Origin of the sequence: Pseudomonas sp. BNK-15, from assembly GCF_047456105.1 — a bacterium.
Taxonomy (GTDB): Bacteria; Pseudomonadota; Gammaproteobacteria; order Pseudomonadales; family Pseudomonadaceae; genus Aquipseudomonas; species Aquipseudomonas putida_E.
Genome location: NZ_CP179898.1, coordinates 1846708 through 1872719 on the forward strand (window position 1 = coordinate 1846708; position 26012 = coordinate 1872719).

General features: G+C 60.8%; 23 protein-coding genes and 1 pseudogene. 16 read left to right on the forward strand and 8 right to left on the reverse strand.

Features of this window, described 5'->3' with window-relative positions:
• Positions 1 to 65 precede the first annotated feature (65 nt).
• The 3 genes from uvrD (at position 66) to ACMGF5_RS08475 (ending at position 3752) form a co-directional block, all read left to right on the forward strand.
• Positions 66 to 2255, forward strand: coding sequence for a DNA helicase II (gene uvrD, locus ACMGF5_RS08465; RefSeq protein ID WP_115273184.1), 2190 nt, complete (start codon positions 66 to 68; stop codon positions 2253 to 2255).
• 120 nt (positions 2256 to 2375) lie between these two features.
• Entirely contained in the window at positions 2376 to 3230 is an 855-nt protein-coding gene (locus tag ACMGF5_RS08470) for a Tim44 domain-containing protein (RefSeq protein ID WP_012316883.1), read from the forward strand.
• 114 nt (positions 3231 to 3344) lie between these two features.
• Positions 3345 to 3752 (forward strand): SMI1/KNR4 family protein, encoded by a 408-nt coding sequence (locus ACMGF5_RS08475; protein WP_046786759.1) that lies wholly within the window; start codon positions 3345 to 3347, stop codon positions 3750 to 3752.
• Between the two features lie 96 nt (positions 3753 to 3848).
• Here ACMGF5_RS08475 and ACMGF5_RS08480 read toward each other — a convergent pair whose 3' ends face one another.
• A complete protein-coding gene (locus ACMGF5_RS08480; RefSeq protein WP_046786760.1) occupies positions 3849 to 5609 on the reverse strand; it encodes a cation:proton antiporter in 1761 nt (586 codons plus the stop codon).
• 321 nt (positions 5610 to 5930) lie between these two features.
• Between ACMGF5_RS08480 and ACMGF5_RS08485 the strand changes: the two genes are divergently transcribed.
• The gene (locus tag ACMGF5_RS08485) at positions 5931 to 6416 is read left to right on the forward strand and encodes an acyl-CoA thioesterase (protein ID WP_012316886.1); all 486 of its coding nucleotides are present in this window, start codon (positions 5931 to 5933) and stop codon (positions 6414 to 6416) included.
• Here the strand turns inward: ACMGF5_RS08485 and pdxY are convergent.
• Positions 6413 to 7285, reverse strand: coding sequence for a pyridoxal kinase PdxY (gene pdxY / locus ACMGF5_RS08490; RefSeq protein WP_119687983.1), 873 nt, complete (start codon positions 7283 to 7285; stop codon positions 6413 to 6415). The two genes, ACMGF5_RS08485 and pdxY, sit on opposite strands and share 4 nt — an antisense overlap.
• A 120-nt stretch (positions 7286 to 7405) precedes the next feature.
• Here pdxY and ACMGF5_RS08495 point away from each other — a divergent pair, with 120 nt between their 5' ends.
• Entirely contained in the window at positions 7406 to 7798 is a 393-nt protein-coding gene (locus ACMGF5_RS08495) for a DUF3301 domain-containing protein (RefSeq protein WP_012316888.1), read from the forward strand.
• Here ACMGF5_RS08495 and ACMGF5_RS08500 read toward each other — a convergent pair whose 3' ends face one another.
• Genes ACMGF5_RS08500 through zigA form a run of 3 tightly spaced genes read right to left on the reverse strand, consistent with a single transcriptional unit; the run spans position 7799 to position 10641 of the window.
• On the reverse strand, positions 7799 to 8770 hold the full coding sequence (locus ACMGF5_RS08500) for a CobW family GTP-binding protein (protein WP_046786762.1): 972 nt from the start codon (positions 8768 to 8770) through the stop codon (positions 7799 to 7801).
• A 39-nt stretch (positions 8771 to 8809) separates the two neighbouring features.
• Positions 8810 to 9436 carry a DUF1826 domain-containing protein gene (locus tag ACMGF5_RS08505; RefSeq protein ID WP_414157722.1) on the reverse strand — a complete coding sequence of 209 codons (627 nt, stop codon included), beginning with the start codon at positions 9434 to 9436 and terminating at the stop codon, positions 8810 to 8812.
• A complete protein-coding gene (gene zigA, locus ACMGF5_RS08510) occupies positions 9433 to 10641 on the reverse strand; it encodes a zinc metallochaperone GTPase ZigA (RefSeq protein WP_174142385.1) in 1209 nt (402 codons plus the stop codon). Before zigA ends, ACMGF5_RS08505 begins: the two co-directional genes overlap by 4 nt.
• Before the next feature lie 111 nt (positions 10642 to 10752).
• Between zigA and ACMGF5_RS08515 the strand changes: the two genes are divergently transcribed.
• A complete protein-coding gene (locus tag ACMGF5_RS08515) occupies positions 10753 to 11133 on the forward strand; it encodes a hypothetical protein (RefSeq protein ID WP_039602354.1) in 381 nt (126 codons plus the stop codon).
• Between the two features lie 24 nt (positions 11134 to 11157).
• Positions 11158 to 12045: a GTP cyclohydrolase FolE2 gene (gene folE2 / locus ACMGF5_RS08520; RefSeq protein WP_414157723.1), complete on the forward strand. Its 888-nt coding sequence runs from the start codon at positions 11158 to 11160 to the stop codon at positions 12043 to 12045.
• 5 nt (positions 12046 to 12050) lie between these two features.
• Here folE2 and ACMGF5_RS08525 read toward each other — a convergent pair whose 3' ends face one another.
• Positions 12051 to 12578, reverse strand: a complete 528-nt coding sequence (locus tag ACMGF5_RS08525) for a DUF3617 domain-containing protein (protein ID WP_012316894.1) — start codon at positions 12576 to 12578, stop codon at positions 12051 to 12053.
• A gap of 129 nt (positions 12579 to 12707) precedes the next feature.
• Between ACMGF5_RS08525 and cls the strand changes: the two genes are divergently transcribed.
• Complete coding sequence (cls, locus tag ACMGF5_RS08530; protein ID WP_046786766.1) at positions 12708 to 14147, forward strand: cardiolipin synthase; 1440 nt, start codon at positions 12708 to 12710, stop codon at positions 14145 to 14147.
• Positions 14148 to 14182: 35 nt separating this feature from the next.
• On the opposite strand, the gene cfaB is transcribed toward cls, so the two are convergent.
• A complete protein-coding gene (gene cfaB / locus ACMGF5_RS08535; protein ID WP_237859666.1) occupies positions 14183 to 15367 on the reverse strand; it encodes a C17 cyclopropane fatty acid synthase CfaB in 1185 nt (394 codons plus the stop codon).
• 201 nt (positions 15368 to 15568) lie between these two features.
• Between cfaB and lpdA the strand changes: the two genes are divergently transcribed.
• Both lpdA and ACMGF5_RS08545 read left to right on the forward strand, forming a co-directional pair.
• Positions 15569 to 16969 (forward strand): dihydrolipoyl dehydrogenase, encoded by a 1401-nt coding sequence (lpdA, locus tag ACMGF5_RS08540; RefSeq protein WP_046786768.1) that lies wholly within the window; start codon positions 15569 to 15571, stop codon positions 16967 to 16969.
• A 203-nt stretch (positions 16970 to 17172) separates the two neighbouring features.
• Entirely contained in the window at positions 17173 to 18081 is a 909-nt protein-coding gene (locus ACMGF5_RS08545; RefSeq protein WP_115273191.1) for a LysR substrate-binding domain-containing protein, read from the forward strand.
• A 67-nt stretch (positions 18082 to 18148) separates the two neighbouring features.
• Here the strand turns inward: ACMGF5_RS08545 and ACMGF5_RS08550 are convergent, their stop codons facing one another.
• On the reverse strand, positions 18149 to 19852 hold the full coding sequence (locus ACMGF5_RS08550; RefSeq protein ID WP_115273192.1) for a BCCT family transporter: 1704 nt from the start codon (positions 19850 to 19852) through the stop codon (positions 18149 to 18151).
• Positions 19853 to 20249: 397 nt separating this feature from the next.
• Between ACMGF5_RS08550 and ACMGF5_RS08555 the strand changes: the two genes are divergently transcribed.
• The 6 genes and pseudogenes from ACMGF5_RS08555 to ACMGF5_RS08580 all read left to right on the forward strand — a co-directional run bounded on the left by ACMGF5_RS08555 (position 20250) and on the right by ACMGF5_RS08580 (position 26000).
• Positions 20250 to 21440, forward strand: coding sequence for an aromatic ring-hydroxylating oxygenase subunit alpha (locus ACMGF5_RS08555; protein ID WP_046786771.1), 1191 nt, complete (start codon positions 20250 to 20252; stop codon positions 21438 to 21440).
• Positions 21441 to 21450: 10 nt separating this feature from the next.
• Positions 21451 to 22896 (forward strand): aldehyde dehydrogenase family protein, encoded by a 1446-nt coding sequence (locus ACMGF5_RS08560; protein ID WP_046786772.1) that lies wholly within the window; start codon positions 21451 to 21453, stop codon positions 22894 to 22896.
• 12 nt (positions 22897 to 22908) lie between these two features.
• Positions 22909 to 23070: pseudogene (locus tag ACMGF5_RS08565) on the forward strand (rubredoxin); the annotation flags it as partial.
• On the forward strand, positions 23059 to 24294 hold the full coding sequence (locus ACMGF5_RS08570) for an FAD-dependent oxidoreductase (protein ID WP_239539515.1): 1236 nt from the start codon (positions 23059 to 23061) through the stop codon (positions 24292 to 24294). The pseudogene ACMGF5_RS08565 and the gene ACMGF5_RS08570, both read left to right, overlap by 12 nt.
• Before the next feature lie 9 nt (positions 24295 to 24303).
• Positions 24304 to 25632, forward strand: coding sequence for an NAD(P)/FAD-dependent oxidoreductase (locus ACMGF5_RS08575; protein WP_414157724.1), 1329 nt, complete (start codon positions 24304 to 24306; stop codon positions 25630 to 25632).
• Entirely contained in the window at positions 25629 to 26000 is a 372-nt protein-coding gene (locus ACMGF5_RS08580) for an ethanolamine utilization protein EutQ (protein ID WP_119687993.1), read from the forward strand. Before ACMGF5_RS08575 ends, ACMGF5_RS08580 begins: the two co-directional genes overlap by 4 nt.
• The last annotated feature ends 12 nt before the right edge of the window (positions 26001 to 26012 follow it).

A 26012-nucleotide genomic window follows, 5' to 3' on the forward strand; every position in this document is an offset into this window, starting at 1 on the left:
CGGCAGGGTGAATATTTATACAGTAGGCGTTTGCCCCGTAACCGGCCTGCCCCTAGAATGGGCGGATGCACACAGATGACCTCTCCCTCCTGCTGAACTCCCTCAACGATGCCCAACGCCAGGCCGTCGCGGCCACGCTCGGGCGTCAGCTGGTGCTTGCTGGCGCCGGTTCCGGTAAAACCCGCGTGCTGGTGCACCGCATCGCCTGGCTGATCCAGGTCGAACAGGCCTCGCCGCACTCGATCCTGTCGGTGACCTTCACCAACAAGGCCGCCGCCGAGATGCGCCAGCGCATCGAGCAATTGCTGGGCATCAACCCGGCCGGCATGTGGGTGGGCACCTTCCACGGCCTGGCGCATCGGTTGTTGCGCGCTCACTGGCAGGAAGCCCGTCTGGTGCAGAACTTCCAGATCCTCGACAGTGATGATCAGCAGCGCCTGGTCAAGCGGGTGATCCGTGAGCTTGGCCTCGATGAGCAGCGCTGGCCCGCGCGCCAGGCCCAGTGGTTCATCAATGGGCAGAAGGACGAAGGCCTGCGCCCACAGCATATCCAGCCCGGTGGCGACCTGTTCCTGGGGACCATGCGCAGCATCTACGTGGCCTACGAGCAGGCCTGCGAACGCGCCGGGGTGATCGACTTCTCCGAGCTCCTGCTGCGGGCCCTGGACCTGTGGCGCGACCACCCGGGCCTGCTCGAACACTACCAGCGGCGCTTCCGTCACCTGCTGGTGGACGAGTTCCAGGACACCAACGCCGTGCAGTACGCCTGGCTGCGCCTGCTGGCTGGCAAGGGCGGCGGCAGCCTGATGGCCGTGGGCGACGACGACCAGTCGATTTACGGCTGGCGCGGCGCCAAGATTGAAAACATTCACCAGTACACGGCTGACTTCCCTGATGCCGAGATGATCCGCCTGGAGCAGAACTACCGCTCCACCGGCGGCATCCTCAAAGCCGCCAACGCGCTGATCGCAAACAACAGCGGGCGCCTGGGCAAAGAGCTGTGGACCGACCTGGGCGAAGGCGAGCCTCTGACCCTTTATGCGGCTTACAACGAGCATGACGAAGCGCGCTACGTGGTCGAGACCATCGAGAGCCTGATCAAGCAAGGCAATTCGCGCAGCGACATCGCCATTCTTTATCGCTCCAATGCCCAGTCGCGCGTGCTGGAAGAAGCGCTGCTGCGCGAGCGCATCCCCTACCGCATCTATGGTGGGCAGCGCTTCTTCGAGCGCGCCGAGATCAAGAACGCCATGGCTTACCTGCGCTTGATGGAAGGCCGTGGCAACGACGCCGCGCTCGAACGGGTGATCAATGTGCCGCCGCGTGGCATCGGTGAAAAAACCGTCGAGGCCATCCGCGAACATGCGCGCCACGGTCAGTTGTCGATGTGGGGCGCCATGTGCCAGTTGCTGGCAGCCAAGGCACTCAAAGGCCGGGCCGCCAGTGCATTGGGCGCTTTCATCGAGCTGATCGAAAGCCTGGCTGGCAAAGTCGCGGACATGCCCCTGCATACCATGACGCAGACGGTCATCGAGCAGTCCGGCCTGATCATCTATCACCAGGAAGAAAAGGGTGAAAAGGGCCAGGCACGGGTAGAAAACCTTGAGGAACTGGTCAGCGCCGCTCGCAACTTCGAAACCACTGACGATGACGCCGACCTTTCGCCGCTGTCGGCCTTCCTCGGCCATGCTTCGCTTGAAGCCGGAGAGGCCCAGGCTGACGAGCACGAAGACAGCATTCAGCTGATGACGTTGCACAGCGCCAAGGGCCTGGAATTCCCCTACGTCTTCCTGGTAGGCATGGAAGAAGGCCTGTTCCCGCACAAGATGAGCCTGGAAGAGCCAGGCCGCCTGGAAGAAGAGCGCCGCCTGGCGTACGTGGGCATTACCCGCGCCATGCGCCAGCTATTCATGACCTATGCCGAAACGCGTCGCCTGTATGGCAGTGAGACCTACAACAAGGTGTCACGATTCGTACGTGAAATTCCGCCTGGCCTGGTTCAGGAAGTGCGTCTTTCGAACAGCGTCAGCCGCCCGTTCGGCGGCGCCAAGAGCACCAGCGCCAGCAGCCTGTTCGCCAATGCCAACATTCCGCAGACCGCTTTCAATCTGGGCCAGCGGGTACAGCATTCGGTATTCGGTGAAGGCGTGATCCTCAACTTCGAGGGTTCCGGCGCACAGGCGCGTGTGCAGGTGAACTTTGCCGAAGGCAGCAAGTGGCTGATGCTTGGCTATGCCAAGCTCGAAGCTATCTGAAGCCTGTGGGGCGCGCTGAAATATTTAGGCAAAAGCTGGAAACATTATGTCGCTGGTCATGTGCACAGGAACCTGTGCAACATGACGCGCGTGCAATCCACAACAGGGGAAATCCCATTTATGCAACGTTTTCTTAGCATCGCACTGGCGCTTTGCGTCGGCCTGACGCTGAGCCTGGACGCCAACGCCAAGCGCTTCGGCGGCGGCAAGAGCTCGGGCTCCGCGCCTATCCACCAGACCCGCCAGGCTACGCCAACCACGCCCGCCGCTGCACCGACCGCTCCTGGCCGTGCACCGGCCGCCGCCAGCGGTGCTTCGCGCTGGCTGGGCCCACTGGCCGGCCTCGCCGCCGGTGGCCTGCTGGCGTCCATGTTCATGGGTGACGGCTTCGAGGGCCTACAGATCATGGACTTCCTGATCGTCGCCCTGATCGCGTTCCTGGTGTTCCGCTTCATCGCCGCACGGCGCCGCCAGCAGCAGCCGCAGATGGCCGCTCCGGGCCACGCACCGTTCCAGCGTGAAGCCCACGGCCAGCCTGCCCAGCCGTCGATCTTCGGTGGTTCGGCTGCACCTGCAGCGCCAGCCGCGCCGGTCATCAACGCCCCGGCCTGGTTCAACGAGCAGAGCTTCCTGGCCGCAGCCCGTAGCCACTTCCAGTCGCTGCAGCAGCACTGGGATGCCAACGAGATGGACAAGATCGCCGAGTTCGTCACCCCGCAGATGCTCGAGTTCCTCAAGCGTGAGCGTGCTGATCTGGGTGATGGTTTCCAGGCTACCTACATCGATAACCTCGATGTGCAACTGGACGGTGTCGACGATCGTGCCGACCGCACCGACGCCACCCTGACCTTCCGTGGCGTGTCGAAGACCTCGCGCTTCGACCAGGGCGAACCTTTCAGCGAAAGCTGGCACATGGTTCGTGCCCCGGGCGAGAACCAGCCTTGGCTGGTCGCCGGTATCCGCCAAAACGGTTAACCGTCGCACGTTGCACAAAAAACCCCGGGCTAGCCCCGGGGTTTTTGCTTTTGCCAGACCGCCCTACTAGGGTATAACGCGCAGCGATGTCATCAAGGTTGGAGGAAATGAACCGTGGAAGAAGTGATCGAACAACTCCGTGAAGCCAATGAACCGGTACCGGTGCCCCTGGAGCTTCCCGACGAGGACCAACTGGTCGAGATCGAGGAACAACTGTTCATCAACATTCCGTTCGTATTCAAAGAATTCCTCTTGACCGTCAGCGACGTGGTGTACGGCTCCCTGGAGCCGGTCACCGTCACCGATCCCCAGTCACATACCTACCTGCCGGACGTGGCCGCCAATGCCTGGGATGCTGGAGTACCGCGTGACCTGATCCCGCTGTGCCAGGACGGCGACAATTTCTACTGCGTCGAGGAAGACGGCACGGTGGTGTTGTGGGATGCCGACGAGGAAGGGGTTGGTGAAGACAGCTGGGAATCGGTCTGGCACTGGGCACGGGACGTCTGGCTGGAAAGCTGATGACTTGCACGGTCGCCAGGCTTTAAGCGCCTGGCGACATCGTTACCGCTCCGTCCACTCCCACAATGGTGGAATCCAGCGCAGAGACCCTCCCGCTCAGTGCGTGTTTTCCCGACTGTTTTCCAGCGTCTCCAGCAGGGCGATCTGCATCCGCGAATGCACACGGATGAACCAGCGCCACAGCACCGCCACCACTATTGCGGCCACCACGGCAATGATCAGCAGCAATTCGTTGGTCGGCAGGATGCTTGCCGACAACGCCGACAGCAGCAGGAAGATGACCAGCAGTGACAGCAGCGGGATCACTTCGGCCACTACACGGCGAACGCGCTGGGTATGGCGCCCTGCCATTTCCGGTTTGACACCCATCTCCGCCAACAGCATCGACAACGCTTTGAGCTTGCGATAGGCAGCGATAAGGAAGGGCAGCGACAACAACAGCGCCGCGCCCCAGATTATCGCCTTTTGCTGGCTGACATCGCTTACCCATTCACTGAGCCAAGTACCGATACGTACAGCGAAATAGCCGCCGCTGAAGAAAATCGCGATCACCAGCGCCAGATTGACACCCACCTGCAGCAGGATGCGCCGGATCATCGCGGCCAGCATCGCGCTTTCACCCTGCGGCTGGATACTGCGCAGCCATTCGCCATACAGCGACAGCACGCGCGACAGCCGGCTCGGCATCACCTTGCCCAGCTTCAGCGACAGCGGGTCCGCGGCGCGGATGAGATAGGGCGTAAGCAACGTGGTGATGGCCGAAACGGCCACCGCAACCGGATAGAGGAAGTCACTGGTAACCTGCAGCGTCATGCCCAAGGCCGCAATGATGAAAGAGAACTCGCCGATCTGTGACAGCCCCATGCCCACGCGCAGCGAGGTACGGCCGTCGTTGCCGGCAATGAATGCACCCATGCCGCAGGACAGCATCTTGCCCAGCACCACGGCCACAGTGATGACCACAATCGGCCAGGCGTAGTCGAGCAGCACGTTCGGGTCGATCATCAAGCCAATGGCGACGAAGAAAATGGCGCTGAACAAGTCACGTACCGGCTCGATCAGCCGTTCGATCTTCAGCAACTGGCGGGATTCGGCCATGATCGCACCGATCAGGAAGGCCCCCAGCACCATGCTGTACTCCAGTTTGACCACCAGCAGGCAGAAGCCGAAGCACAGGCCCAGGACGGTGATCAGCAGCATTTCGTTGCTTTCGAATTTCGCCACGTAGGCCAGCAGTCGCGGCACCAGCAAAATGCCGATAACCAGCGCCACGATCATGAAAAGCGACAGCTTGCCGACTGTGGAAAAGACCTCACCGGAACTGACCGTACCGCTGACCGCAATCCCCGATAGCAGGGCTATGATGCCGATGCCGAGAATGTCCTCGACGATCAGCACGCCGAAGATCAGCTGAGCAAAACGCTCGTTTTTCATCTTCAGGTCGTTGAGTGCCTTGACGATGATGGTGGTCGAGGAAATCGCCAGGATCGCACCGAGGAACAGCGAGTCCATAGTGCTCCAGCCAAACCAGCGGCCAATCTCGAAACCGATCCAGATCATCAGGACGATTTCCAGAAATGCTGCAATGAACGCCGTGGCCCCCACCTTGAACAGCTTGCGCAGGCTGAACTCAAGGCCCAGGCAAAACATCAGGAAGATCACCCCCAGCTCAGCGAGGGTCTTGATGGTGTCTTCATCGTGAATCAGGCCGAACGGCGGGGTGTGCGGGCCGATGATGAAACCGGCAACGATGTAGCCCAGCACTACTGGCTGCTTGAAGCGATGAAACAGAATGGTCACTACCCCGGCGACCAGCATGATCACTGCCAGATCCTGGATGAAGCTGATGGCATGCATGGCGCGATACTCCTTTTCGTTGCCCGGGCAAACCGCTCCTCTGCCAAGGAAAACCCGAGCGAGCAGCAAGTACATACTGTATTGAATGCAGGAAGGCCCATGTTGCATGGGCGTACTCAGGTTAACATCGCACCCCGCCGCATATTGCCGACGCAATATGTAGAAACAGATCGGCCGAGCAACGGCCCCTGATGGCATGATCGGCGTGACGACGGAGCGTCTGTCAGCGTCCCGTATCAGGAAGGCAAACTTCAAGAGGGGAAACAGAAAGTGTCAGCAGATACCCGCCCCGATTCAGCGCAACCTCACCGTGAGCACACTATGGAACCTGGAAACGCCCAGCTGAGCATGACCGTCCTGATGACCCCGGACATGGCCAATTTTTCTGGCAACGTACATGGCGGCACCTTGCTCAAGTATCTCGATGAAGTGGCGTATGCCTGCGCTAGCCGCTATGCCGGCAGCTATGTGGTAACCCTGTCGGTCGATCAGGTGATTTTCCGCGAGCCGGTGCACGTGGGCGAACTGGTGACGTTCCTGGCCTCGGTCAACTACACCGGCAATACCTCCATGGAGGTGGGCATCAAGGTGGTGACCGAGAACATTCGCGAACGCTCGGTGCGGCATTCCAACAGCTGCTTTTTCACCATGGTCGCGGTCGACGACAACCGCCGCCCGGTCCCGGTCCCTGCGCGTCAGCCGCAGTCCAGTGAAGAAAAGCGCCGTTTCCTGCAGGGCCAGCAACGCCGGCAGATCCGTCAGGAACTGGAAAAGCGTTACCAGGACCTGAAGACCGACGCCCTTTAAAACGCCAGGCGCTGCGCCTCGAAGCGTACACGCGGGTGAGCGATGCGGTCCTGAGCGCGCACCAACTGCAGTTCGTAGCTGGCGCAGGCCTGGGTTTCCAGCAGCACCTCATGCACAGCTGCCGCGGTGTATTCGAAGGCTTGCACCCAGCTGTCGCCCAACAGCACCCGGGCCAGGAACAGCCCTGAGGTCAAGTCCCCCACCCCGACCGGCTGGCGAGGGAATGCCAGCAGCGGGCGGCGCAAGTGCCAGCTGTGGTCATGGGTGACCAGCAACATTTCAAACATGTCTTCGCAACGCCCCGGGTAGGCCAGGTGCTTGACCAGCACAACCTGCGGGCCACGCTCGAGCAGGCCGCGAGCCATGTCCACGCAATCTTCCAGGCTTTGCGCGCGCCGGCCACAAAAACTGTCCAGCTCCAGCTGGTTGGGGCACAGGATGTCAGCCTGGGCAACCGCATCGTCCAGCAGGAACTCGCTCACCTCCTGGGGCACGATGCAGCCCTTCTCCGCATGCCCCATGACCGGGTCGCACAGGTACAGCGCCTTCGGGTTGACCGCCTTGATCCGCTCTACACCTGCCAATATCGCCCGCCCCTGCTCGGCGCTACCCAGATAGCCCGAGAGCACGGCATCGCAATGCCCCAGTTCGCCAATGTTGGAAATACCTTCCACCAACGCAGGAATTTGCGCTGGAGCAAGCACTTCGCCCGCCCACTGGCCATACTGAGTGTGGTTGGAGAACTGCACGGTATTGAGCGGCCAGACATTGACCCCGATACGCTGCATGGGGAACACCGCGGCGCTGTTGCCGGCGTGGCCGAACACCACGTGGGACTGAATGGCGAGCAGGTGCGGAGTGCGTTTCATGCGGGCGTTTTCCAAAGCTGTTTCAAGGATTGTGCGTCGCGCAGTATGAACTCGATTGCCACCTGTACGACAGACCAGGGACGCAGTTAAGCTGGATCGACCTGTTTGGAGCATACGCAAATGTTGACCCTGGAGAATCTCTTCGTCCTGATGCTGGTGGCCACGGCAGGCGCTTGGTTATGGCACAACCACGGGCTGCGCGAGAAAGCCTTGGAACGGGTCAAACAGCATTGTGCCAAGCTGGATCTGGAGCTGCTCGACGATGCCGTCGCGCTCAAGCGCATCGCATTCCTGCGCGATGCCAACGGCAGAAAGCGCCTGGCCCGCGTGTATGCCTTCGAGTTCACTGTCACCGGCGAACAACGCCACCCGGGCACGGTGACTCAGTTTGGCGCTCATAGCGTGCAGATCGAGCTGGCGCCCTACCCGTTCGAGATCAATACGCCGCCACGGGCCGACAACGTGATCGAGATGAAGCAATGGCGCCAGGAACACAATCGCTGGCACAACTGATCACACCACCCGGCAAGCCTCCAGCGCAGCCTGCAGCGCTTGAAGGGGTTGGGGCTGGTCGAAAATAAGCTCAATGCGCGTGTCCTTGCGCCAGTCACTCGGCTGCCAAGCCGGCAAATTGCCGTCAAGGCCGTTGAAAGACTGCCACCCCTGCGGGCTGTGGATAACACCTTTGGCCCGACGCCATGAGTGAGAGTCAAGCAAGCCACGCAGAGCCTGTGGATCGAATTGCTGGCTTGGGTGCCAGCGCCAGCCGACACTCCAGCCGCCCTCACCTTGCTGTGCATGACAGATTGGCTGACGTGGGTCTATCCACAGGGCGCCTGCGGCCGCTTGGTGATTGTCCACAACCCTTTTATCCACAGCAGCATCGCTCACGGCGGCTGTGGATGAATAAGGAAGCCTGGAAACTGCTAACAGCCCCTGCTCTGTCCAAACGCCCTGTTTCGCTGCAAATTCCTTATTTATCAACAACCTACTATTTTCATCAACAGCCTCGCTCTTATTGAAAACGACCAGCGCCGCGGCTGCCAGGGCCTGCTGTTGCGCATCAGGTAACGGCTCACCTCGCGCCAGCGCTTGAGCATCCACAACCATCACCATCGGCTGCAGCGTCAGCACTCCAACCCAGGGGGCCTGATTCAGTTGAGCCAGTAACTGCAAGGGGTGACCAAGACCCGAAGGTTCAATGAACAGCCGGTCGGGCCGCGCCTTGCGCAACAGGCGCCCCAGCCCGACCTGAAACGGAGTGCCATTGACGCAGCACAGGCATCCACCCGCCACTTCGGCAATGGCAACCCCATCTTCATCACGGCTGAGCAGGGCCGCATCCAGGCCGATCTGGCCAAACTCATTGACCAGTACGGCCCAACGCTCGCCGGCGGGGCGCTGAGCCATCAGCTGACGGATGAGGCTGGTCTTGCCTGCACCCAAGGGGCCAGCGATGACGTGGGTAGGAATGTTCTGCAGCATGCGTTTACTTCAGGCCGGAATTCACTCCACTATGCCCCGTCACGCCAACCAGTCAAGGCTGAGCAACAGGCGAGGGTCATGGCCAGACGGCGAGCGATGGATCAGGCCTGCCCCTTCGTTGCCTACCCATTTTTCGCCCTTCAGCAGCGCAACATCACCCGCTTGCAGTCGTTGGATGTTATCCACAGGTGCCGCTGCAAGCTGCAATCCGGCTCGTTCGATGGCGCCTTCGCACAGCCATTCGCTGCCGCAGCCCACATAAGTCGTGAGCAGGCGCACAGGCACGTTATCCACATGAAAGCGCGGGCACATGGCATTGTGCAGTACCCGCACGCGCAGACCGACCCGACGTGCACCCAACAGGCACGTATAGGCTGAAACCAGCCAGCACACATCTGCGACGAAACTCTCATAGCCCTGCAGATCAGCCGCTTCCCCCAAAAAGCCCGGCAATAACGGCGGCTCATGCTCATGCACCTCGAGCACCCGCTGGTCCGCCAACGGTTGGCCGAGGCTGACCACCAATCCCGCGAAGTCTTCAACCTGGGCAGGCAAGCGTCGCTGCCAGACTGCCAGGTTCACGCCCTCTTGAAATATGTCGGTGAGTACCCGAGGCGATTCGCCGTGTACTTGGCGGATATCCACAGGCTGAGCCGCTGGCGTCATGCTGCCTCCTCGGTGTGCCAGGGACCGAAGGGATCCGGCAGGCGCAGCCAGCCCGCATGGCCCATTTCCATCTCGTCATCGGTCAACAAGCAGGCATCCAGGTCTGTGGATAACTGGGCGAAGTCGATGTTCTGCCCAATGAACACCAGCTCCTGACGGCAGTCACCACTCTCAGCCACCCAGTGTTCAAGAATTTCTGCAGCGCTCTGTTCGTCCTGCGGCCAGTGTTCCTTTGGCACAAAACGCCACCAGCGACCGGCCAGTCCATAGCGCATCATGCCGCCAGCCTGCGACCAGCTGCCAGCCTCCTGAAACTTGCTGGCCAGCCAAAAGAAGCCTTTGGAGCGCAGTAACCGGCCATTGCTCCATTGCTTGTGGATAAAATCAAAGAAGCGTTGCGGGTGCAGCGGCCTGCGAGCTTGCCAGGTAGTAGCGGCAATGCCGTATTCCTCGGTTTCCGGCACATGCTCACCGCGCAGTTCCTGAAGCCATCCAGGTGCCTGTGCAGCCTGCTCGAAATCGAAAAGGCCGGTATCCAGGATCTGTGCCAGCGGCACCTGGCCCATGACCATCGGCAAAATCTGCGCTCGGGCATTGAGGCTGCGCAAAATGGCGATGAGCTCCTCGCGCTCATGCTGGCTGATCAGGTCGATCTTGCTCAGCAGCAGCACATCAGCAAACTCCACCTGTTCGATCAGCAGGTCGCTGATCGATCGCTCATCGTCGTCCCCCAAGGTTTCGCCACGGCTCGCCAGGCTGTCCGCCGCCTGATAATCGCGCAGGAAGTTCAGGCCATCGACCACCGTCACCATGGTGTCCAGCCGTGCCATGTCGCTCAAGCTACGGCCCTGCTCATCGCGGAAAGTGAACGTCTCAGCTACAGGCAGCGGCTCGGAGATGCCTGTGGACTCGATCAGCAGATAATCGAACCGGCCTTCATTCGCCAGCCGTGCGACTTCCTCCAGCAGGTCCTCGCGCAGGGTGCAGCAGATGCAGCCGTTGCTCATCTCAACCAGCTTTTCTTCCGCCCGATTCAGGCTGACATTACGCTGGACCTCACTGGCATCAATGTTGATTTCGCTCATGTCATTGACGATGACTGCGACACGTAGGTTGTCGCGATTACGCAGGACATGGTTGAGCAAGGTGCTTTTACCGGCACCCAGGAAGCCGGAAAGCACAGTAACGGGAAGACGATTGGGCATGGCGAAACCTCTACAGGCAGACGCATTCGAAACGATGCATTGCACAATGTTATAAAGTAACAATACAATTTCGCCAAGCCGTACTCGTCGGATGAGTACCCGGAGATGGAAATGAACCTGTCACCTGCCGCCCTGTTGCTGCTGCTCGCTGCGCCTACATCCTTGCTTGCGATGCCTCAGCAAAACACGCTGGCGGTATGTACACGCAGCGCGACGCTGTTGGCCTGCAAGGACGCCAATGGCAGTTACTACAGCGTGCGTACGGAGGGCAGCCACTTCTACCTGCGCGGTTTCGACAGTGCGACGCGCCGCTTATGGGCGCAAACCAACAGCCGCTATGGAGCGCTTACATTCTTCACCGGCCTGGCCAGCGATGGTGAAGCCTGGGTTGGCTACAGCCGCCGAGTTGGCTGGACCTCTCTTAACCGCGTTTCCAGCTCCAACGGCCAACGGTTCAATCTGCATTGCAGCCTGGTCGGTGGCTGCCGCTGACATTTCTTTTATCTGGTATTGCCAATGACTAGCCTGACGCTCCCCGATATCGCCGCACAGACACATCAGCATGCTACGCCACTGGCCTGGGTGGGCATGTGCGGGATCGCCCAGCCCGTGCACTTCGACGGGCGTAGCGTGGCGGCCATGGCCGATGCAGGTGTAAGCCTGGAGGATGGCGCCTCGCGCGGTATTCATATGTCCCGGCTGTACCTGTCACTGGAGCGTCTCGAACGTCAATCGCTGACTCCGTTGGCAATCCGCCAAATACTGGCAGATTTTTTGGCTAGTCATGAGGGCCTATCCCATGCCGCCTACCTGCGTTTGACCTTCGATCATTTGTTGAAAAGGCCGGCCCTTGTCAGCCCATTGGCAGGATGGAAAAGCTACTCGATCACTGTGAATGCCAAGGTTGAAAATGGAATGTTCCACGTGGAACTATCGGTTCGCGTGCCTTATTCGTCGACCTGCCCATGCTCTGCAGCACTTGCACGGCAATTGATTCAGCAACAATTCCAGGCAGACTTTTCCGGGCAGGCAATGAACCGAGAGGCGGTCGTGGAGTGGTTGGGCAGCAGCCAGGGCATCGTTGCTACCCCCCACAGCCAACGGAGCCTGGCTGAGGTTCACGTACGGTTGGGCGAAAGCCTGGAAGTACTACCGGTCACGAAGCTGATCGACCAGATTGAGGCAAGCTTGGGCACCGCCGTTCAAACAGCCGTGAAACGCGCAGACGAACAGGCGTTCGCCTTGGCCAACGGACAGAACCTGATGTTCTGCGAAGATGCCGCCCGCCGCCTGCATGAAGCGTTGCGACAGATGGAATGGACCACGGCCTTCAAGCTGCGTGTGGTACATGCAGAAAGCCTGCATGCCCACGACGCAGTAGCCGCCAGCCATTGGCAATGGTGAGCTCTTCAGGTACGCGGCTTTACTGTTCCACAGTCATTTCCCAGCCATACCGCACGGGTATTCATACTGCCCCGTTGTTGGACACCCGAAGCATTGAATGTCCCGTTGACCTGGGTAGTGAACTCCTTATCGCTGAGGAAAGTAGCCTGGCCGGTACCCTGAGCTTTTGGGCAACTGAACTGAAACTTCCAGACATTGCCGGTCCGGTCGGTAATCTTTTGCGTGCAGCCTGACTGAGGGTCCTGCAAGGGAATATCGTTTGTTTTCACCTGCTCCGGCGTCAGGCAGGAACGCACGCCATTACCTGCTACCGCGATGCCCTGCTTGGCCAGCGCCCCTTCCATCATAGCCCTCTGCTCGGGCGGCAGGTTCTTCAGTTGGCCAAGCATGAACTGCATGTCCGGCAACGGCTTACCGTCGACCTGCATGTTGCTGGTGGTGAGCTCCCACAGACCAGGCTGCAACATCTGCGCATGCACCAGTGGGCTGGCCAGGCCAAAAGCCAGGGCCAGCAGTGGCAGACGAATCTTCATGGACGAACGCTCCTCAAATTAACCGGCTCATGGCCGGGCAAAGGCTTAGACGGCAAATCCGCTTTCAGGTTGCAAGGCGGCCCTGGAAGTGTTCTGTTATCTGCTGTGTATTTGCCAAGCAGGATGCGTATGGATTACCACAGCCCCTACTTCTTCGGCTATGTGCTCGGGCTCGTTCACTTGCTTGGCATCATCGCCGCGCTGCATGCGGTGTTTACCGTGCGTACTGCCCAAGGGGCCATCGCCTGGGCCATGTCGCTGTTCTTCATTCCCTACTTCACCCTCATCCCCTACCTGGTATTCGGTGCCCGCTCCTTCAATGCCTACATCAAGGCTCGGCGCCAGGCCAACCAGGAAATGCACGTGGCCATGGCCAACCTCAACTGGCGGCCATGGGTGGAGGAAGCCCTAACCGCTCGGGAGTCACAGAGCTACGCCGCCCTGCGTGCCATGCCGAAACTTGGGCGAATGCCATGCCTGGCCAATAACCAAGTGAAGCTGTTGATCGATGGCAAGGCCACCTTCGACGCCATCTTTGCTGCTATCGAACAAGCGCGAGAAGTGGTGCTGGTACAGTTCTTCATCATCCACAACGACACCCTCGGCAAAGCACTGCAGCAACTGTTGCTGCGCAAAGCGGCCGATGGCGTGAAGGTGTTCGTGCTGTATGACAGGGTTGGCAGCCATGCCTTGCCCGCCAGCTATAGCCAGAGCCTCAGAGACGCAGGTGTACAGATCCATGCCTTCGCCACCCGCCGCGGCTGGTTCAATCGCTTCCAGGTGAACTTCCGTAACCACCGCAAGATTGTCGTGGTCGATGGGGTCACCGGTTTCATCGGCGGGCACAACGTCGGTGATGAATACCTTGGCGGCAACCCCCAGCTCTCGCCCTGGCGTGATACCCACGTGCAGATCGGCGGCCCGGTGCTGGCCTGCCTGCAGGAGTCTTTCGCCGAAGACTGGTACTGGGCAACGCGTCAGCTACCGCCACTGATCCTGCCGGACACCTATCCTGACAATGGTGTGCTGTGCCAGGCCCTGGCCAGCGGGCCGGCAGATTCCCAGGAAACCTGCTCACTGTTTTTCATCGAAGCCATCCACTCCGCGACTCGCCGCGTATGGATCACCAGCCCCTACTTCATTCCCGACGAGGCCGTGTTCGCCGCACTGCGCCTGGCCGTGCTGCGCGGTGTGGATGTGCGCATCCTGATTCCAGCGCGGCCTGACCATCGGATCGTTTACGCAGCCTCCAGCCTGTTCGCCTTCGAGGCCGTACGGGCGGGGGTACGCATGTTCCGCTATCAGCCAGGTTTCCTTCATCAGAAGGTGGTGTTGGTGGACGACGAGGTCAGTGCTATCGGTAGTGCCAACCTGGACAACCGGTCGTTCCGGCTCAACTTCGAAATTACCCTGCTGACCGTGGATCGAGATTTCGCGGATCAGGTCGAAACGATGTTGACCACTGATTTCGAGAAGGCCAGGGAAATTACGCCTGAGGACAGCAGTAAAACCCACCGCATTCAACAGCTAGGGATGCGTATTGCGCGGTTGATTTCGCCGATACTCTGATAGGTAACCGGGGCCACTGAAGCGCCCCGGGGGAATCAGCGATACAGGTCTTCACGCGTCCAGGGCAGGTCATGATGCCCATCGGCGTAGGGTTTGACGGCAAGGATCTGATGCAGGTTGATCCAGCCCTTCTGGAATGCGTAGGCGCAGCCGGCCAGGTACAGACGCCAGATGCGCAGGGTCTTTTCCGGCACCAGCGCGGCAGCCTTGTGCAACTGGTTCTCCAGGTTTTCGCTCCAGTGGTGCAAGGTCTTGGCGTAATGCAGGCGCAGGCTCTCGACGTCGACGACCTCCAGCCCGGCCGCACAGATACTTGCACTGATCATCGACAAGTGCGGCAGCTCACCGTTGGGGAATACGTAACGGTCAATGAACTCACCCGCCCCTCGCCCCACCGGACGGCCATCGACATGCTTGGCGGTGATGCCATGGTTCATCACCAGGCCGCCCTCTCGCACAGCGCCGAACAATTTCTGGCTATACAGCGCCAGGTTGGCATGCCCGACATGCTCGAACATGCCAACGCTGACCACCTTGTCGAAGCGGCCATCCTGAGGAAGGTCGCGATAGTCGAGGATCTGCAGGTCGACCCTGTCGGCCAGGCCTTCTGCCTTGACCCGTTGCCGCGCCAGCTTGAGCTGCTCTTTGCTCAAGGTAATGCCGAACACTTTCGCCCCGTACTCGCGTGCGGCAAAGCGTGAAAGCCCCCCCCAACCGCAGCCGACGTCCAATAGGTAGTCATCGGTTTGCAGGCGCAGCTTGCGGCACAAGTGGTCAAACTTGTCCTGCTGTGCCTGATCGAGGGTGTTGTCCTGCTCACGGAAGTAGGCGCAGGAATACGCCATGTCCTGATCGAGCCAGAGTTGATAGAACGCGTTGGAGACGTCGTAGTGATAGGAGATGGACTTGGCGTCTGTGCTCTTGTCGTGAGCCACACGCTGTGGCGGTGCATCATCTTCCCCCGTCAGCAAGGCTTCGCTCAGCTCATCGCACACCCGAATGGCTTCACCGATATCGCCCTCCAGCTCCAGCTTGCCTTCCACGAACGCGGCGCCCAGCTGGTCCATGGTTGGATGGGTCAGCTGAGCGATCAACTGAGGCTCCTTGACGAGGATGGTGACCTGCGGACTGGGCCCCAGATCGAACTGGTTACCGTCCCACAATTTCAGACGAAGTGGCAGATGCAGGCTCTGCAGCGCCGGCGGAAGTTGCGCAAGCATGAACGACCCTCCTTCTGGGCTCGATACATGAAATTTCGAACACCACCGAAACAGGGTAGTTCATTCGTGCGAAGTTTCCGCTGAACGATACCAAGGTCTAGAACCAACTGATCTTATGAATACCTCAGATTGTATACAATTTAGCGCTCTCAGCTTAACCTTGTGTCCATCTCGCGCTTCTTCATCTGGAGTAGAAAACCCATGAAATCCTATGACGTGGTGATCATCGGCGGTGGCCCCGGCGGCTACAACGCGGCGATTCGTGCCGGGCAACTGGGCCTGAGTGTCGCCTGTGTGGAAGGCCGCTCGACCCTTGGCGGTACCTGCCTGAATGTCGGCTGCATGCCGTCCAAGGCATTGCTGCATGCCTCGGAGTTGTATGAGGCTGCCAGCGGTGACGAGTTTGCCCACCTCGGCATCGAAGTGAAGCCAACCCTGAACCTCGCCCAGATGATGAAACAGAAGGACGAGAGCGTGACTGGCCTGACCAAGGGCATCGAGTACCTGTTTCGCAAGAACAAGGTCGACTGGATCAAAGGCTGGGGCCGCCTCGATGGCGTCGGCAAGGTCATTGTCAAAGCCGAGGACGGCAGCGAGACGCCGTTGCAGGCCAAGGACATCGTCATCGCTACCGGCTCCGAGCCCACTCCCCTGCCAGGCGTGACTATCGATAACCAGCGCATCATCGATTCCACGGGCGCCTTGGCCCTCCCCGAGGTGCCCAAGCACCTGATCGTGATCGGCGCTGGCGTCATTGGCCTGGAGCTGGGTTCGGTGTGGCGTCGCCTGGGCAGCCAGGTCACCGTCATTGAATACCTCGACCGCATCTGCCCCGGCACAGATGAGGAAACCGCAAAGACCCTGCAAAAGGCCCTGGCCAAGCAAGGCATGGCCTTCAAGCTCGGCAGCAAGGTGACCCAGGCGACGGCCTCGCCCGACGGGGTCAGCCTGACGCTGGAACCGGCCGCCGGCGGCGCTGCAGAAACACTGCAAGCCGACTACGTACTGGTTGCCATCGGCCGTCGTCCTTATACCCAAGGCCTGAACCTGGAAAGCGTCGGGCTGCAGACCGATAAACGCGGCATGCTCACCAACGAGCATCATCGCACCTCGGTGCCAGGTGTCTGGGTCATTGGCGACGTCACCTCCGGCCCGATGCTGGCGCACAAGGCCGAAGACGAAGCGGTCGCCTGCATCGAGCGCATCGCCGGCAAACCCCACGAGGTCAATTACAACCTGATCCCCGGCGTGATCTATACCCGCCCCGAGCTGGCCAGCGTCGGCAAGACCGAAGAGCAACTCAAGGCAGAGGGCCGCGCCTACAAAGTGGGCAAGTTCCCCTTCACCGCCAACAGCCGCGCGAAGATCAACCATGAGACCGAAGGCTTCGCCAAGGTCCTCGCCGATGCCAACACCGATGAGGTACTGGGCGTGCATCTGGTCGGCCCGAGCGTCAGCGAGATGATCGGCGAGTTCTGCGTGGCGATGGAATTCTCGGCCTCGGCTGAAGACATCGCCCTCACCTGCCACCCGCACCCGACCCGCTCCGAGGCCTTGCGCCAGGCGGCGATGAATGTGGATGGGATGGCGATGCAGATCTGAGGTTCGAAACCCCGGAACGACGCCCCTCTCACTGAGGGTTGTTACAGTGAGTTCGAAGAACTGAAGCTGTTGCGGCAGGCCCCAAATCATGGGGCCTGTGGTCTGGTCCAGTCTTCAAAATATTTCTCCCGACTGCCCCCTGGAGACTGAACGGATCATTAATATAGAGCGGCTGATAATAATAATGAGTGGAACCCCAAGCCGTGAAAATCCAGCCTCTTCCGCCGCTCAACAGCCTGCATGCGTTTGAGTCTGCAGCCCGCCATTTGAGCTTTACCCTTGCTGCCAAAGAACTGAACGTCACCCAGGGTGCCATCAGCCGTCAGGTTCGCCTGTTGGAAGACTACCTGGGCAAGGCACTGTTCACCCGCACCACCCGCACCATGACCCTCACCCATACCGGCACGCAGTACTACGAAACGGTGCGCGAGTGCATGTTGCACCTGGCCCGTACCACGGGCGAGATTCGCCAGTGGCATGGCAACCAGCAAGTGACGGTGGCCACCAGTACCGCCATGGCCTCACTCTGGTTACTGCCCAAGGTGTCGGAGTTCCAGAGTGCCCATGAAGACATCGATCTGCGGATCATCGCCCACGATCATGTGAAGGATTACGCCAGGCTCGAGAGCGACCTCGCGCTGTACTACTGCAACCCACCGCCCAAGGACATGACTGTCACGCCGCTGTTCTCGGAAAAGATCTTTCTGGTATGCAGCCCGGCCTATCTGGCCAGGCATCCGCAACTGAGCAGCATCGAAGGCTTGTCGACGTGCACCTGGCTGTGGCTTGAAGACTCCCAGCGCGACTGGGTAGGTTGGCCGGAGTGGTTCAAGCGCCTGGGGTATCAGCCGATGACGCCCAAGCACCGCGTGAACATCAACAGCTACAGCATGTTGATCCAGTCGGCGATCAGTGGCCAGGGCGTGGCTCTGGCCTGGGGCAACCTGGTGGACGATGCGTTGAGCAGCGGCGCGCTGGTCATGCCCAACGATGTGGTGCTGCAGACCGATGCCAAGTTCTGCCTGCTGGAGTCGACCAACGAGCGGGGCCCCCGTGAAAGCGTGCGGCTGTTCCGAGACTGGTTGATGGCCCAGCCATCCGTACAGAAATAGCCTGCCAGAAAGCACAAGACCGACAGCGGATGACTGCCGGTCTTGGGTATTGCATACCGGGTTGGGGTCAGCTGGCTTTCTTCGCCGTCAGCCCCCCATCAAGACCCCCGCCCGTCAGTGTGCCAGTCACCGGAGTGATGCCCTGAGGGATGATCTGCGGGATTGGCATGCGCCCGCCCGGCGGTGTATCGAGCACGCCATCAGCCATTTCCTGGCGCAAGCTGCGCATCAGGGTGTAACTGATCAGCAGGATGAACCCCGCAATGGGCAAGCCCGCTGCGATGCTTGCCATCTGGATCGCCTTGAGCCCTCCCGCCATCAGCAGGGCCGTAGCAATGGCACCCTCCAGAATGCACCAGAGCAGGCGGATACTCTGCGGCGGGTTGGCACTGCCCATGGAGTTCAACGTACACAGCACCTGGGTGCCGGAGTCAGCCGAAGTGATGAAGTACGTCGCAAGCAGGATACAGACCAGCACGCTCAGCACCTTGCCCAACGTACCTGCTTCGATCTTGTGCAGCAGGGTGAACATGGCGGCGGTGGTTTCCTGCTTGGTCGCCAGCAACACCGTGCCACCTTCGAACTTGGCCTTGTCGCCCTGCAGTTCGCCGCTGGCTACCTGCTGCTCGTGGTGCTGGCGGTCGACCTGTTCGGTCTTGAGGGCTGCACCCCCGAACACCGACATCCAGACAATGGTCACCAAGGTTGGCACCAACAGCGCGCCGGCAATCAGTTCACGAATGGTGCGGCCCTTGGAGATCCGGGCGATGAACAGACCTACAAACGGCCCCCAGGTCATCCACCACGGCCAGTAGAAGGCCGTCCACCAGTTCTGCCAGCCACTGTCCTTCTGGGCATCGCTCCAGAAGCTCAAGCCGACGATGTGCTGGGCATAGTCGCCGGTGCTTTCAAGCATCAGGTTGAGAATGTAGCGCGTCGGCCCAAGCAGCAGGATCAACACCACCAGTATCACCGACAGCAGCATGTTCCATTCCGACAGGCGCTTCATGCCACGCGAAACACCAGCCATCACCGATACGGTGGTCACCAGGGTAATGAGCACGATCAAGGTGACTTGCACCCCCAGGCTGATGGGCAGGTCGAACACCTGGCTCAAGCCGGTGTTCATCTGCACCACACCCAGCCCCAACGACTGGGAGACACCGAATGCAGTGATCACCACTGCAAGGATATCGACCACGTGACCGATAGGCCCATAGATGCGCTCACCGATCAGTGGGTAGAGGATCGAGCGCATGCTCAGCGGCAAGCCCTTACGATAGGCAAAGTACGCAAGACCAAGGCCCACGATGGTAAAGATTGCCCACGGATGCAGGCCCCAGTGGAACAAGGTGATGCGCATGGCGGTGGTCGCCGCTTCGTCGGTCAGGCCCGTGGCAAAGGGGTTGCCCGCGTAATGCCACATGGGCTCTGCAACCGACCAGAAGATCAGGCCAATGCCCATGCCACCACTGAACAACATGGCGATCCAGGAGCCGAAGCTGAACTCAGGCTTGTCGTCGTCACGCCCTAACTTGATGTGCCCGAACTGGCTGCACATGAGATAAAACAGTAACCCCAACACACCAGTGACCGAGATCAGGTAGAACCATTTGAAGTTCTGCAAGATAAAGTCGGAGGCACGTTGAAAGGCAGCAGCCGCGTGTTCTGCGAACAGGGCGCAAAACAGCACGAAAAGTACAACGGCCAGCAACGACCATATCGTCACGGTGGGATTGAGGCCTTTGAGCAGGCCAGATTCGGCACGCATGGGTTATCCCCTATTGTTTTTGTTCAAGGGTTTTTTGTCACGGCTGGATAGCGCCGCTGCCACAGGCAGGTGCCAGATCCCTGGCGGCGGTCCTCCCGTAGGCCCAAGGCACGGCACGCTCCCTTGGGCCCTGACAAAATGGGAGAATCACCCACACTTCGACAAACTATTTCTTGTCATCAATTGATTACAAAAAATCATAAACGTGGGCAATCCAGAAGATGACCGTTCATCAACTATTCCTTTGCGAAGACCCTAACCTGCGCGCAAATCATTAATGATTAAAACTGATAAATAACGCTGAAATAAATCGTTTGTCGAGCCCTCCTTCTCTTGCTGAAACTGGCGCCAGGCATCAAGGCACTGCCTGCCGTGCATCTGACAAGAGAAAACAAAAATGACCGTATCGACTGATTCCCGCCTTATTCCCGTCCACGCCCTGGAAACCGTTCTGGCACCGATCCATGAAGCCCATGGCCTGACCAATGAGTTCTACACCGACCAGCGCTATTTCGAGCTTGAGCGCGATGAAGTGTTGGGGCGCAACTGGGCCTGTATCGGCTTTGCCAGCGACCTGCCGACCACCAGCTACGTCAAGCCTGTGGACTTCATGGGCCTGCCGCTGTTGATGATGCGCAACCGCGAAGGCCTGGTGCAGGTGTTCCATAACGTCTGCAGCCACCGCGGCGTGAAACTGGTGCAGCAGGCGGGTGAAGTGCAGGGCGTGATCCGCTGCCCCTACCACTCCTGGACCTACGACCTCAATGGCGGCCTCAAAGGCACACCGCACGTCGGCGGGATCAATCAGCACAAGGACGAGCGTTTCGCCTGCGAAAAGCATGGCCTGAAGGCACTGCGCACCACGATCTGGATGGACATGGTGTTCATCAACCTGTCCGGCGATGCACCGGCCCTTGAAGATCAACTCAAGCCACTGACCGAGCGCTGGACCCAGTTCCTGGGCAGCGACGGCATGAACCTGCTGCGCCGTGAAGCGAACAGCGGCGCCATGAGCATCGAGGTCAACTGCAACTGGAAGCTCGCGGTCGAGAACTACTGCGAGGCCTACCACTTGCCGTGGGTACACCCGAGCCTGAACAGCTACTCGCGCCTGGAAGACCACTACAACATCATGTTCGAGGAGTTCGCCGGCCAGGGCAGCCACGCCTACAACCTCTCGGCTGTTGCCGGCACCCATTTGCCGATTTTCCCATCCTGGCCACAGGAGCGCCTGCGCACCGCCGAGTACGTGGCGTTCTTCCCCAACGTGCTGCTCGGCATCCAGGCCGACCACGCCTTCGCCATGATGCTGGAGCCCGTGGCCCCAGGCAAAACCATCGAACACCTGCGCCTGTTCTATGTCGGCGATCAGGCCCTGGACAGCCACTACGACGCCTCGCGCAAAGCCGTGATGGAGTCCTGGCGCGTGGTGTTCGCCGAAGATATCGCTTCGGTCGAAGGCATGCAGAAGGGCCGCCTCTCCCCTGGCTATAGCGGTGGCGCATTCTCGCCGGAAATGGACCTGCCGACTCACTACTTCCACAAGTGGGCTGCCCGCCAATTGCTCGACTGCGCGCAGCGCGCCTGAGGTGATCACCATGCATTCGATAGCCCCGCACTGGCTGAACTTCATCGACGGCCAGTGGACCGACAGTGAGCAGCACCTGACCATCCACAACCCCGGCACCAGCGCACCTGTGGCGACCGTCGCCCAGGCCAGCGTGGCCGACGCCGAACGCGCCCTGCAGGCCGCCCGACGCTGTGCCGACAGCAATGTGTTGAGCCGCGTGCGGCCGGCGCAGCGTGTGACCTGGCTGCTTGAGATTGCGGCGCAGATTCGTGCAATCACCGATGAAGGCGCCTGGGTGCTGTGCCAGGAAAACGGCAAGAGCCTGCGTGATGCGCGTGACGAATTCGTCGAGGCTGCGCGCTACTTCGAGTATTACGCCGGCATGGCCGACAAGATCGAAGGCAAGTCGATTCCGCTGGGCGACGGCTACATGGACTTCACCGTCTACGACCCGATGGGCGTGTCGCTGCAAATCGTGCCGTGGAATTTCCCGGTGTCGATCTGCGCGCGCTCCCTGGCCCCGGCCCTGGCGGCGGGCAACGCTGTGGTGATCAAGTCGCCGGAGCTGTCGCCGCTCGGCCTGTGCGTGCTGATGCAGGCCATCGAGCGTGCTGGCCTGCCACAGGGTGCGGTCAACCTGATCTGCGGCCGGGGCCGTGAAGTGGGGGCCTATTTGGCCGGCCATCGCGACGTCGACCAGATCGTCTTCACCGGCTCTGTTGCTACCGGCCAGAGCATTTTGCGTTCCGCCGCCGACCACGCGACCCCCAGCGTCATGGAGCTGGGCGGCAAGTCGGCTGCCCTGGTGTTCCCCGATGCCGATCGCGAGCAAGTGATCAACAGCGTGAAAAGCGGCATTTTCTTCAACGCAGGCCAAGTATGTTCGGCCATGTCACGCCTGTTGGTGCATCGCTCGGTCTACGACGATGTCGTCGCTGATGTCGTGGCAATGGCAGAGGGGTTGAGCGTCGGCCTGGGCCAGGACAACCCGGACCACACACCGGTGATCTCTGCAGGCCAGCTCGAGGGTATCGAAGCCCTGTGCCAGCGGGCCCAACAGCAAGGCGCCGTCGTCGCAACCGGCGGCGAGGCCATCTCTGGCCTGCGTGGGCACTACATGGCGCCGACGGTACTGCGCGATGTAACCCCGGACATGGAGATCGCCCAGGCCGAAGTGTTCGGCCCGGTGTTGGCAGTGATGCCCTTCGACAGCGAAGAGCAGGCCATCGCCATTGCCAACGGCACCGTCTTCGGGCTGGTGGCAGGCGTGTTCACCCAGGACCTCAACCGCGCTCTGCGCTGCGCACGGCGCCTGTGCGCCGGCCAGGTGTTCGTCAACGAGTGGTATGCCGGCGGCATCGAAACCCCGTTTGGCGGGGTCGGGCTCTCGGGCTTCGGACGGGAAAAAGGCCAGGAGGCGCTCTACAGCTACGTCAGGACCAAAAACCTGGCCGTACGTATCAAGGGCGAGTGAGGAGGTAACGCGATGAAAACCTGGCTCTGCATCATCTGTGGCCTGATCTACGACGAAGCCAAAGGCTGGCCCGACGACGGCATCGCCCCCGGCACCCGCTGGGAAGATGTGCCCGAGGACTGGCTGTGCCCTGAGTGCAAGGTCGGCAAGGCCGACTTTGAAATGATCGAACTGAGCACTCCGATTGCTGCTGTGGCGGCGGCGCCGGTCATCCAGGCACCACCTGTTGCCATCGCCCGCCCGGCGCAACCGGTGGTCATCATCGGTAGCGGCCATGCCGGCTATGGCCTGGCACAAGCCCTGCGCAAGGCCGACCCGCAGCTGGAGATTCGCGTACTGACCCAAGAGTCGGGGCATATCTACTCCAAACCTGCCTTGTCGATCGCCCTGGCCCAAGGGCGCACTGCTGCAACCCTGGCAACTGAAAGCCCGCTGGCGATCGAGCAGCGATTGGGCATTCGAATCTATGCCGGATGCAAGGTCGAGCGTATTGATACCCAGGCGCGACGGCTGCATACCAGCCTAGGCGAAATGGACTACGGCCAACTGGTACTGGCCAGCGGTGCTTCTGCGGTGCGGTTGCCTATCGAGGGGTGCGCCGAGGCCCTGCTCAGCGTCAACAACCTGCACGATTACCAGGCGTTCCGCCAACGTCTCAAAGATGTAAAGAGCGTGGCAATTCTGGGTGACGGATTGATTGGCTGCGAGTTCGCCAACGATATGGCGAGCAATGGCTACAAGGTGCGGGTGATCGGCCTGGGCGCCTGGCCCATGGAGCGCCTGCTGCCCGAGGCGGCAGGCCAGCACTTGCAGCAGGCGCTTTCGGGCCTTGGCGTGCAATGGAATCTGCGCACCACCTTGCAGCGCATTGAGCGCAACAGCGACGGCTACCAACTGACTCTGGCCGACGGTCAAGTGGTCGAGGCAGACCTGGTGCTCAGCGCAGTGGGCTTGCGCCCCAACCTTGAACTGGCGCTAGAGGCCGGCCTGGACTGCGGCCGGGGGATCAAGGTCGATGCACAACTGCAGACCTCGCACCCGGGCATATACGCCTTGGGTGACTGCGTCGAGATCAATGGCCAGTTGCTGCCCTACCTGGCGCCGATCAACGAGGGTATTCGTGCCCTGGCCAAGACGTTGCTGGGTCAACCGACCGCTGCCCACTACCCACTGGCGCCTGTGACCGTGAAAACCCCGGTTGCCCCACTGTGCCTGCTGACGCCACCCGGTGACTGTCAGGGGCAATGGCGTTGCGATCCGACCAGCGATGGATTGAGCGCGGCGTTCCACGACCACGCCGGTGCCCTGCGCGGGTTCGTGCTGCTCGGGCGCCAGGCGCAACTGCAACGTAATACCTGGCTGCAAAGCTGCCAGGACACCCAGCAACATGTGGCCTGAGGCCGAACCATGAACAGTATTGTCAATCTGCCTCACGACGACCGCAGCTGCGGTTGGTACGCCGCGCTGCCTGAGCCGGCACCGAGCAAGCGCCTGAGCGGCGAACAGAATGCCGACCATGTAGTGATCGGTGCAGGCTTCGCCGGGCTTGCGGCCGCACGGCGGCTGGCCGAGCACCTGCCACAGGCGCGCATTATCCTGGTGGATGCCCAGCGCATCGCCTATGGCGCCTCGGGTCGCAACTCGGGCTTTGTCATCGACCTGCCGCACAAGTTCGCTCTGGAGCATCCCGACCCGCAACACAAGCAGCGCCTGCTGGGGCTGAACCGGGCCGCCATCGACCAACTGCAGACCTTGATCGACCGTCATGGCATCGAGTGCCAGTGGTCTCATGCGGGCAAGTACCAGGGCGCGGTGGGCGAGCGTGGCCAGGGCTACCTGGACCATTTCGAAAAACTCATGGCCGACTTGGGCGAGCCCTATCGCGTGGTGGAGCGTGACGAACTGGCCGGCGTCCTCGGCAGCCGTTACTACAGCCGTGCTATCTATACCCCGGGTTGCTACCTGATGCAGCCTGCCGCTCTGGTCCGCGGCCTGGGCGGTGCGCTGCCGGCCAATGTCGAAGTGCTTGAAGAGTCCCCCATCCGCACACTCGAGAAAGACCCCAGCGGCAAGTGGCTGCTGCGCGGCGACAACGGCCTGATCCGTACCCCGCAGGTATTGCTGGGCACCAGCATCTTCACCCAGGAGTTCGGCTACCTGCGTAACCGCCTGCTGCCGGTGATGACCTTCGCCAGCTGGACACGGCCGCTGAGCGATGCCGAGATGGCAGCAATCGGCGCCCAGGCCGACTGGGGCCTCACCCCTGCCGACCACGCCGGTACCACGGTGCGCATGACCCAGGACCGACGCCTGATCATTCGTAATACTTACAAGCACGTTCCTCGCTACGGTCGCAGCATCGCCGATGCCGCCCGCAGCAAGATTCGCGATGATCATCGCAAGGCGTTCGAGGCGCGCTATCCACAACTCAAACAGGTGCCGTTCACGCATACCTGGGGCGGTGCCTATGCGATCTCGCGCAACTTCACCAATTACTTCGGTCAACTCGATGACGGCGTCTACGCAACCGCCTGCGACAACGGCGTTGGTGCCGCCTGGGGCACCATTTCCGGCACGCTGCTGGCCGACATGGCAGTGGGCGCGGACTCGCGGCAATTGAGCGACATCCGCGCCGTGACCGGGATGCCCTCACGCAACCCGCCTGAGCCGTTCCTGGGCCTGGGCGTGCGCACTCGGATTCGCTGGGCAGCGTTCAACAGCAGGCGCGAAGTATGAGCCGCGTGCCGAGCGGCAAAGGCCCGGTGCGCCTGGTCGATCATCGCGACCTGGATTTTGCCCAGCGTGGCGGCCCGCCGGGTGACGCATGGGTCGCACGCGCCATCAGCAACGAAGTGTCGCCCAACCTGGGCATCGGCTTTGCCCGCTGGGCAGGTGCCGAAGTGGCCTGGACGGTGCTTTACGACGAAGTGATTTTCATCATCGAGGGCTGCTTTGAGCTCCAGGCCAACGGCGAGCTGTATCGGGTATCGCCTGGCCAGGTGTTGTGGATTCCCGAAGGCACGCAACTGGTTTATGCAGGCCACGCGCTGTTCGGCTATGTGGTGTACCCGGGCGACTGGAAACAGCGTCACGGCCTTGCCTGACTACCGACCCTC

What these genes read in the sequence shown, in the direction of transcription:
- ACMGF5_RS08525 (WP_012316894.1), bottom strand. Translation starts at nt 12,578, where the DNA reads ATGAAGATTCGTCTGCCACTGCTGGCCCTGGCTTTTGGCCTGGCCAGC.
- uvrD (WP_115273184.1), top strand. Translation starts at nt 66, where the DNA reads ATGCACACAGATGACCTCTCCCTCCTGCTGAACTCCCTCAACGATGCC.
- cfaB (WP_237859666.1), bottom strand. Translation starts at nt 15,367, where the DNA reads ATGCTTGCGCAACTTCCGCCGGCGCTGCAGAGCCTGCATCTGCCACTT.
- ACMGF5_RS08580 (WP_119687993.1), top strand. Translation starts at nt 25,629, where the DNA reads ATGAGCCGCGTGCCGAGCGGCAAAGGCCCGGTGCGCCTGGTCGATCAT.
- ACMGF5_RS08550 (WP_115273192.1), bottom strand. Translation starts at nt 19,852, where the DNA reads ATGCGTGCCGAATCTGGCCTGCTCAAAGGCCTCAATCCCACCGTGACG.
- ACMGF5_RS08505 (WP_414157722.1), bottom strand. Translation starts at nt 9,436, where the DNA reads ATGACGCCAGCGGCTCAGCCTGTGGATATCCGCCAAGTACACGGCGAA.
- ACMGF5_RS08570 (WP_239539515.1), top strand. Translation starts at nt 23,059, where the DNA reads ATGATCGAACTGAGCACTCCGATTGCTGCTGTGGCGGCGGCGCCGGTC.
- ACMGF5_RS08515 (WP_039602354.1), top strand. Translation starts at nt 10,753, where the DNA reads ATGAACCTGTCACCTGCCGCCCTGTTGCTGCTGCTCGCTGCGCCTACA.
- ACMGF5_RS08485 (WP_012316886.1), top strand. Translation starts at nt 5,931, where the DNA reads ATGGAACCTGGAAACGCCCAGCTGAGCATGACCGTCCTGATGACCCCG.
- ACMGF5_RS08495 (WP_012316888.1), top strand. Translation starts at nt 7,406, where the DNA reads ATGTTGACCCTGGAGAATCTCTTCGTCCTGATGCTGGTGGCCACGGCA.
- cls (WP_046786766.1), top strand. Translation starts at nt 12,708, where the DNA reads ATGGATTACCACAGCCCCTACTTCTTCGGCTATGTGCTCGGGCTCGTT.
- ACMGF5_RS08560 (WP_046786772.1), top strand. Translation starts at nt 21,451, where the DNA reads ATGCATTCGATAGCCCCGCACTGGCTGAACTTCATCGACGGCCAGTGG.
- ACMGF5_RS08555 (WP_046786771.1), top strand. Translation starts at nt 20,250, where the DNA reads ATGACCGTATCGACTGATTCCCGCCTTATTCCCGTCCACGCCCTGGAA.
- zigA (WP_174142385.1), bottom strand. Translation starts at nt 10,641, where the DNA reads ATGCCCAATCGTCTTCCCGTTACTGTGCTTTCCGGCTTCCTGGGTGCC.
- pdxY (WP_119687983.1), bottom strand. Translation starts at nt 7,285, where the DNA reads ATGAAACGCACTCCGCACCTGCTCGCCATTCAGTCCCACGTGGTGTTC.
- ACMGF5_RS08470 (WP_012316883.1), top strand. Translation starts at nt 2,376, where the DNA reads ATGCAACGTTTTCTTAGCATCGCACTGGCGCTTTGCGTCGGCCTGACG.
- ACMGF5_RS08500 (WP_046786762.1), bottom strand. Translation starts at nt 8,770, where the DNA reads ATGCTGCAGAACATTCCTACCCACGTCATCGCTGGCCCCTTGGGTGCA.
- ACMGF5_RS08575 (WP_414157724.1), top strand. Translation starts at nt 24,304, where the DNA reads ATGAACAGTATTGTCAATCTGCCTCACGACGACCGCAGCTGCGGTTGG.
- folE2 (WP_414157723.1), top strand. Translation starts at nt 11,158, where the DNA reads ATGACTAGCCTGACGCTCCCCGATATCGCCGCACAGACACATCAGCAT.
- lpdA (WP_046786768.1), top strand. Translation starts at nt 15,569, where the DNA reads ATGAAATCCTATGACGTGGTGATCATCGGCGGTGGCCCCGGCGGCTAC.
- ACMGF5_RS08480 (WP_046786760.1), bottom strand. Translation starts at nt 5,609, where the DNA reads ATGCATGCCATCAGCTTCATCCAGGATCTGGCAGTGATCATGCTGGTC.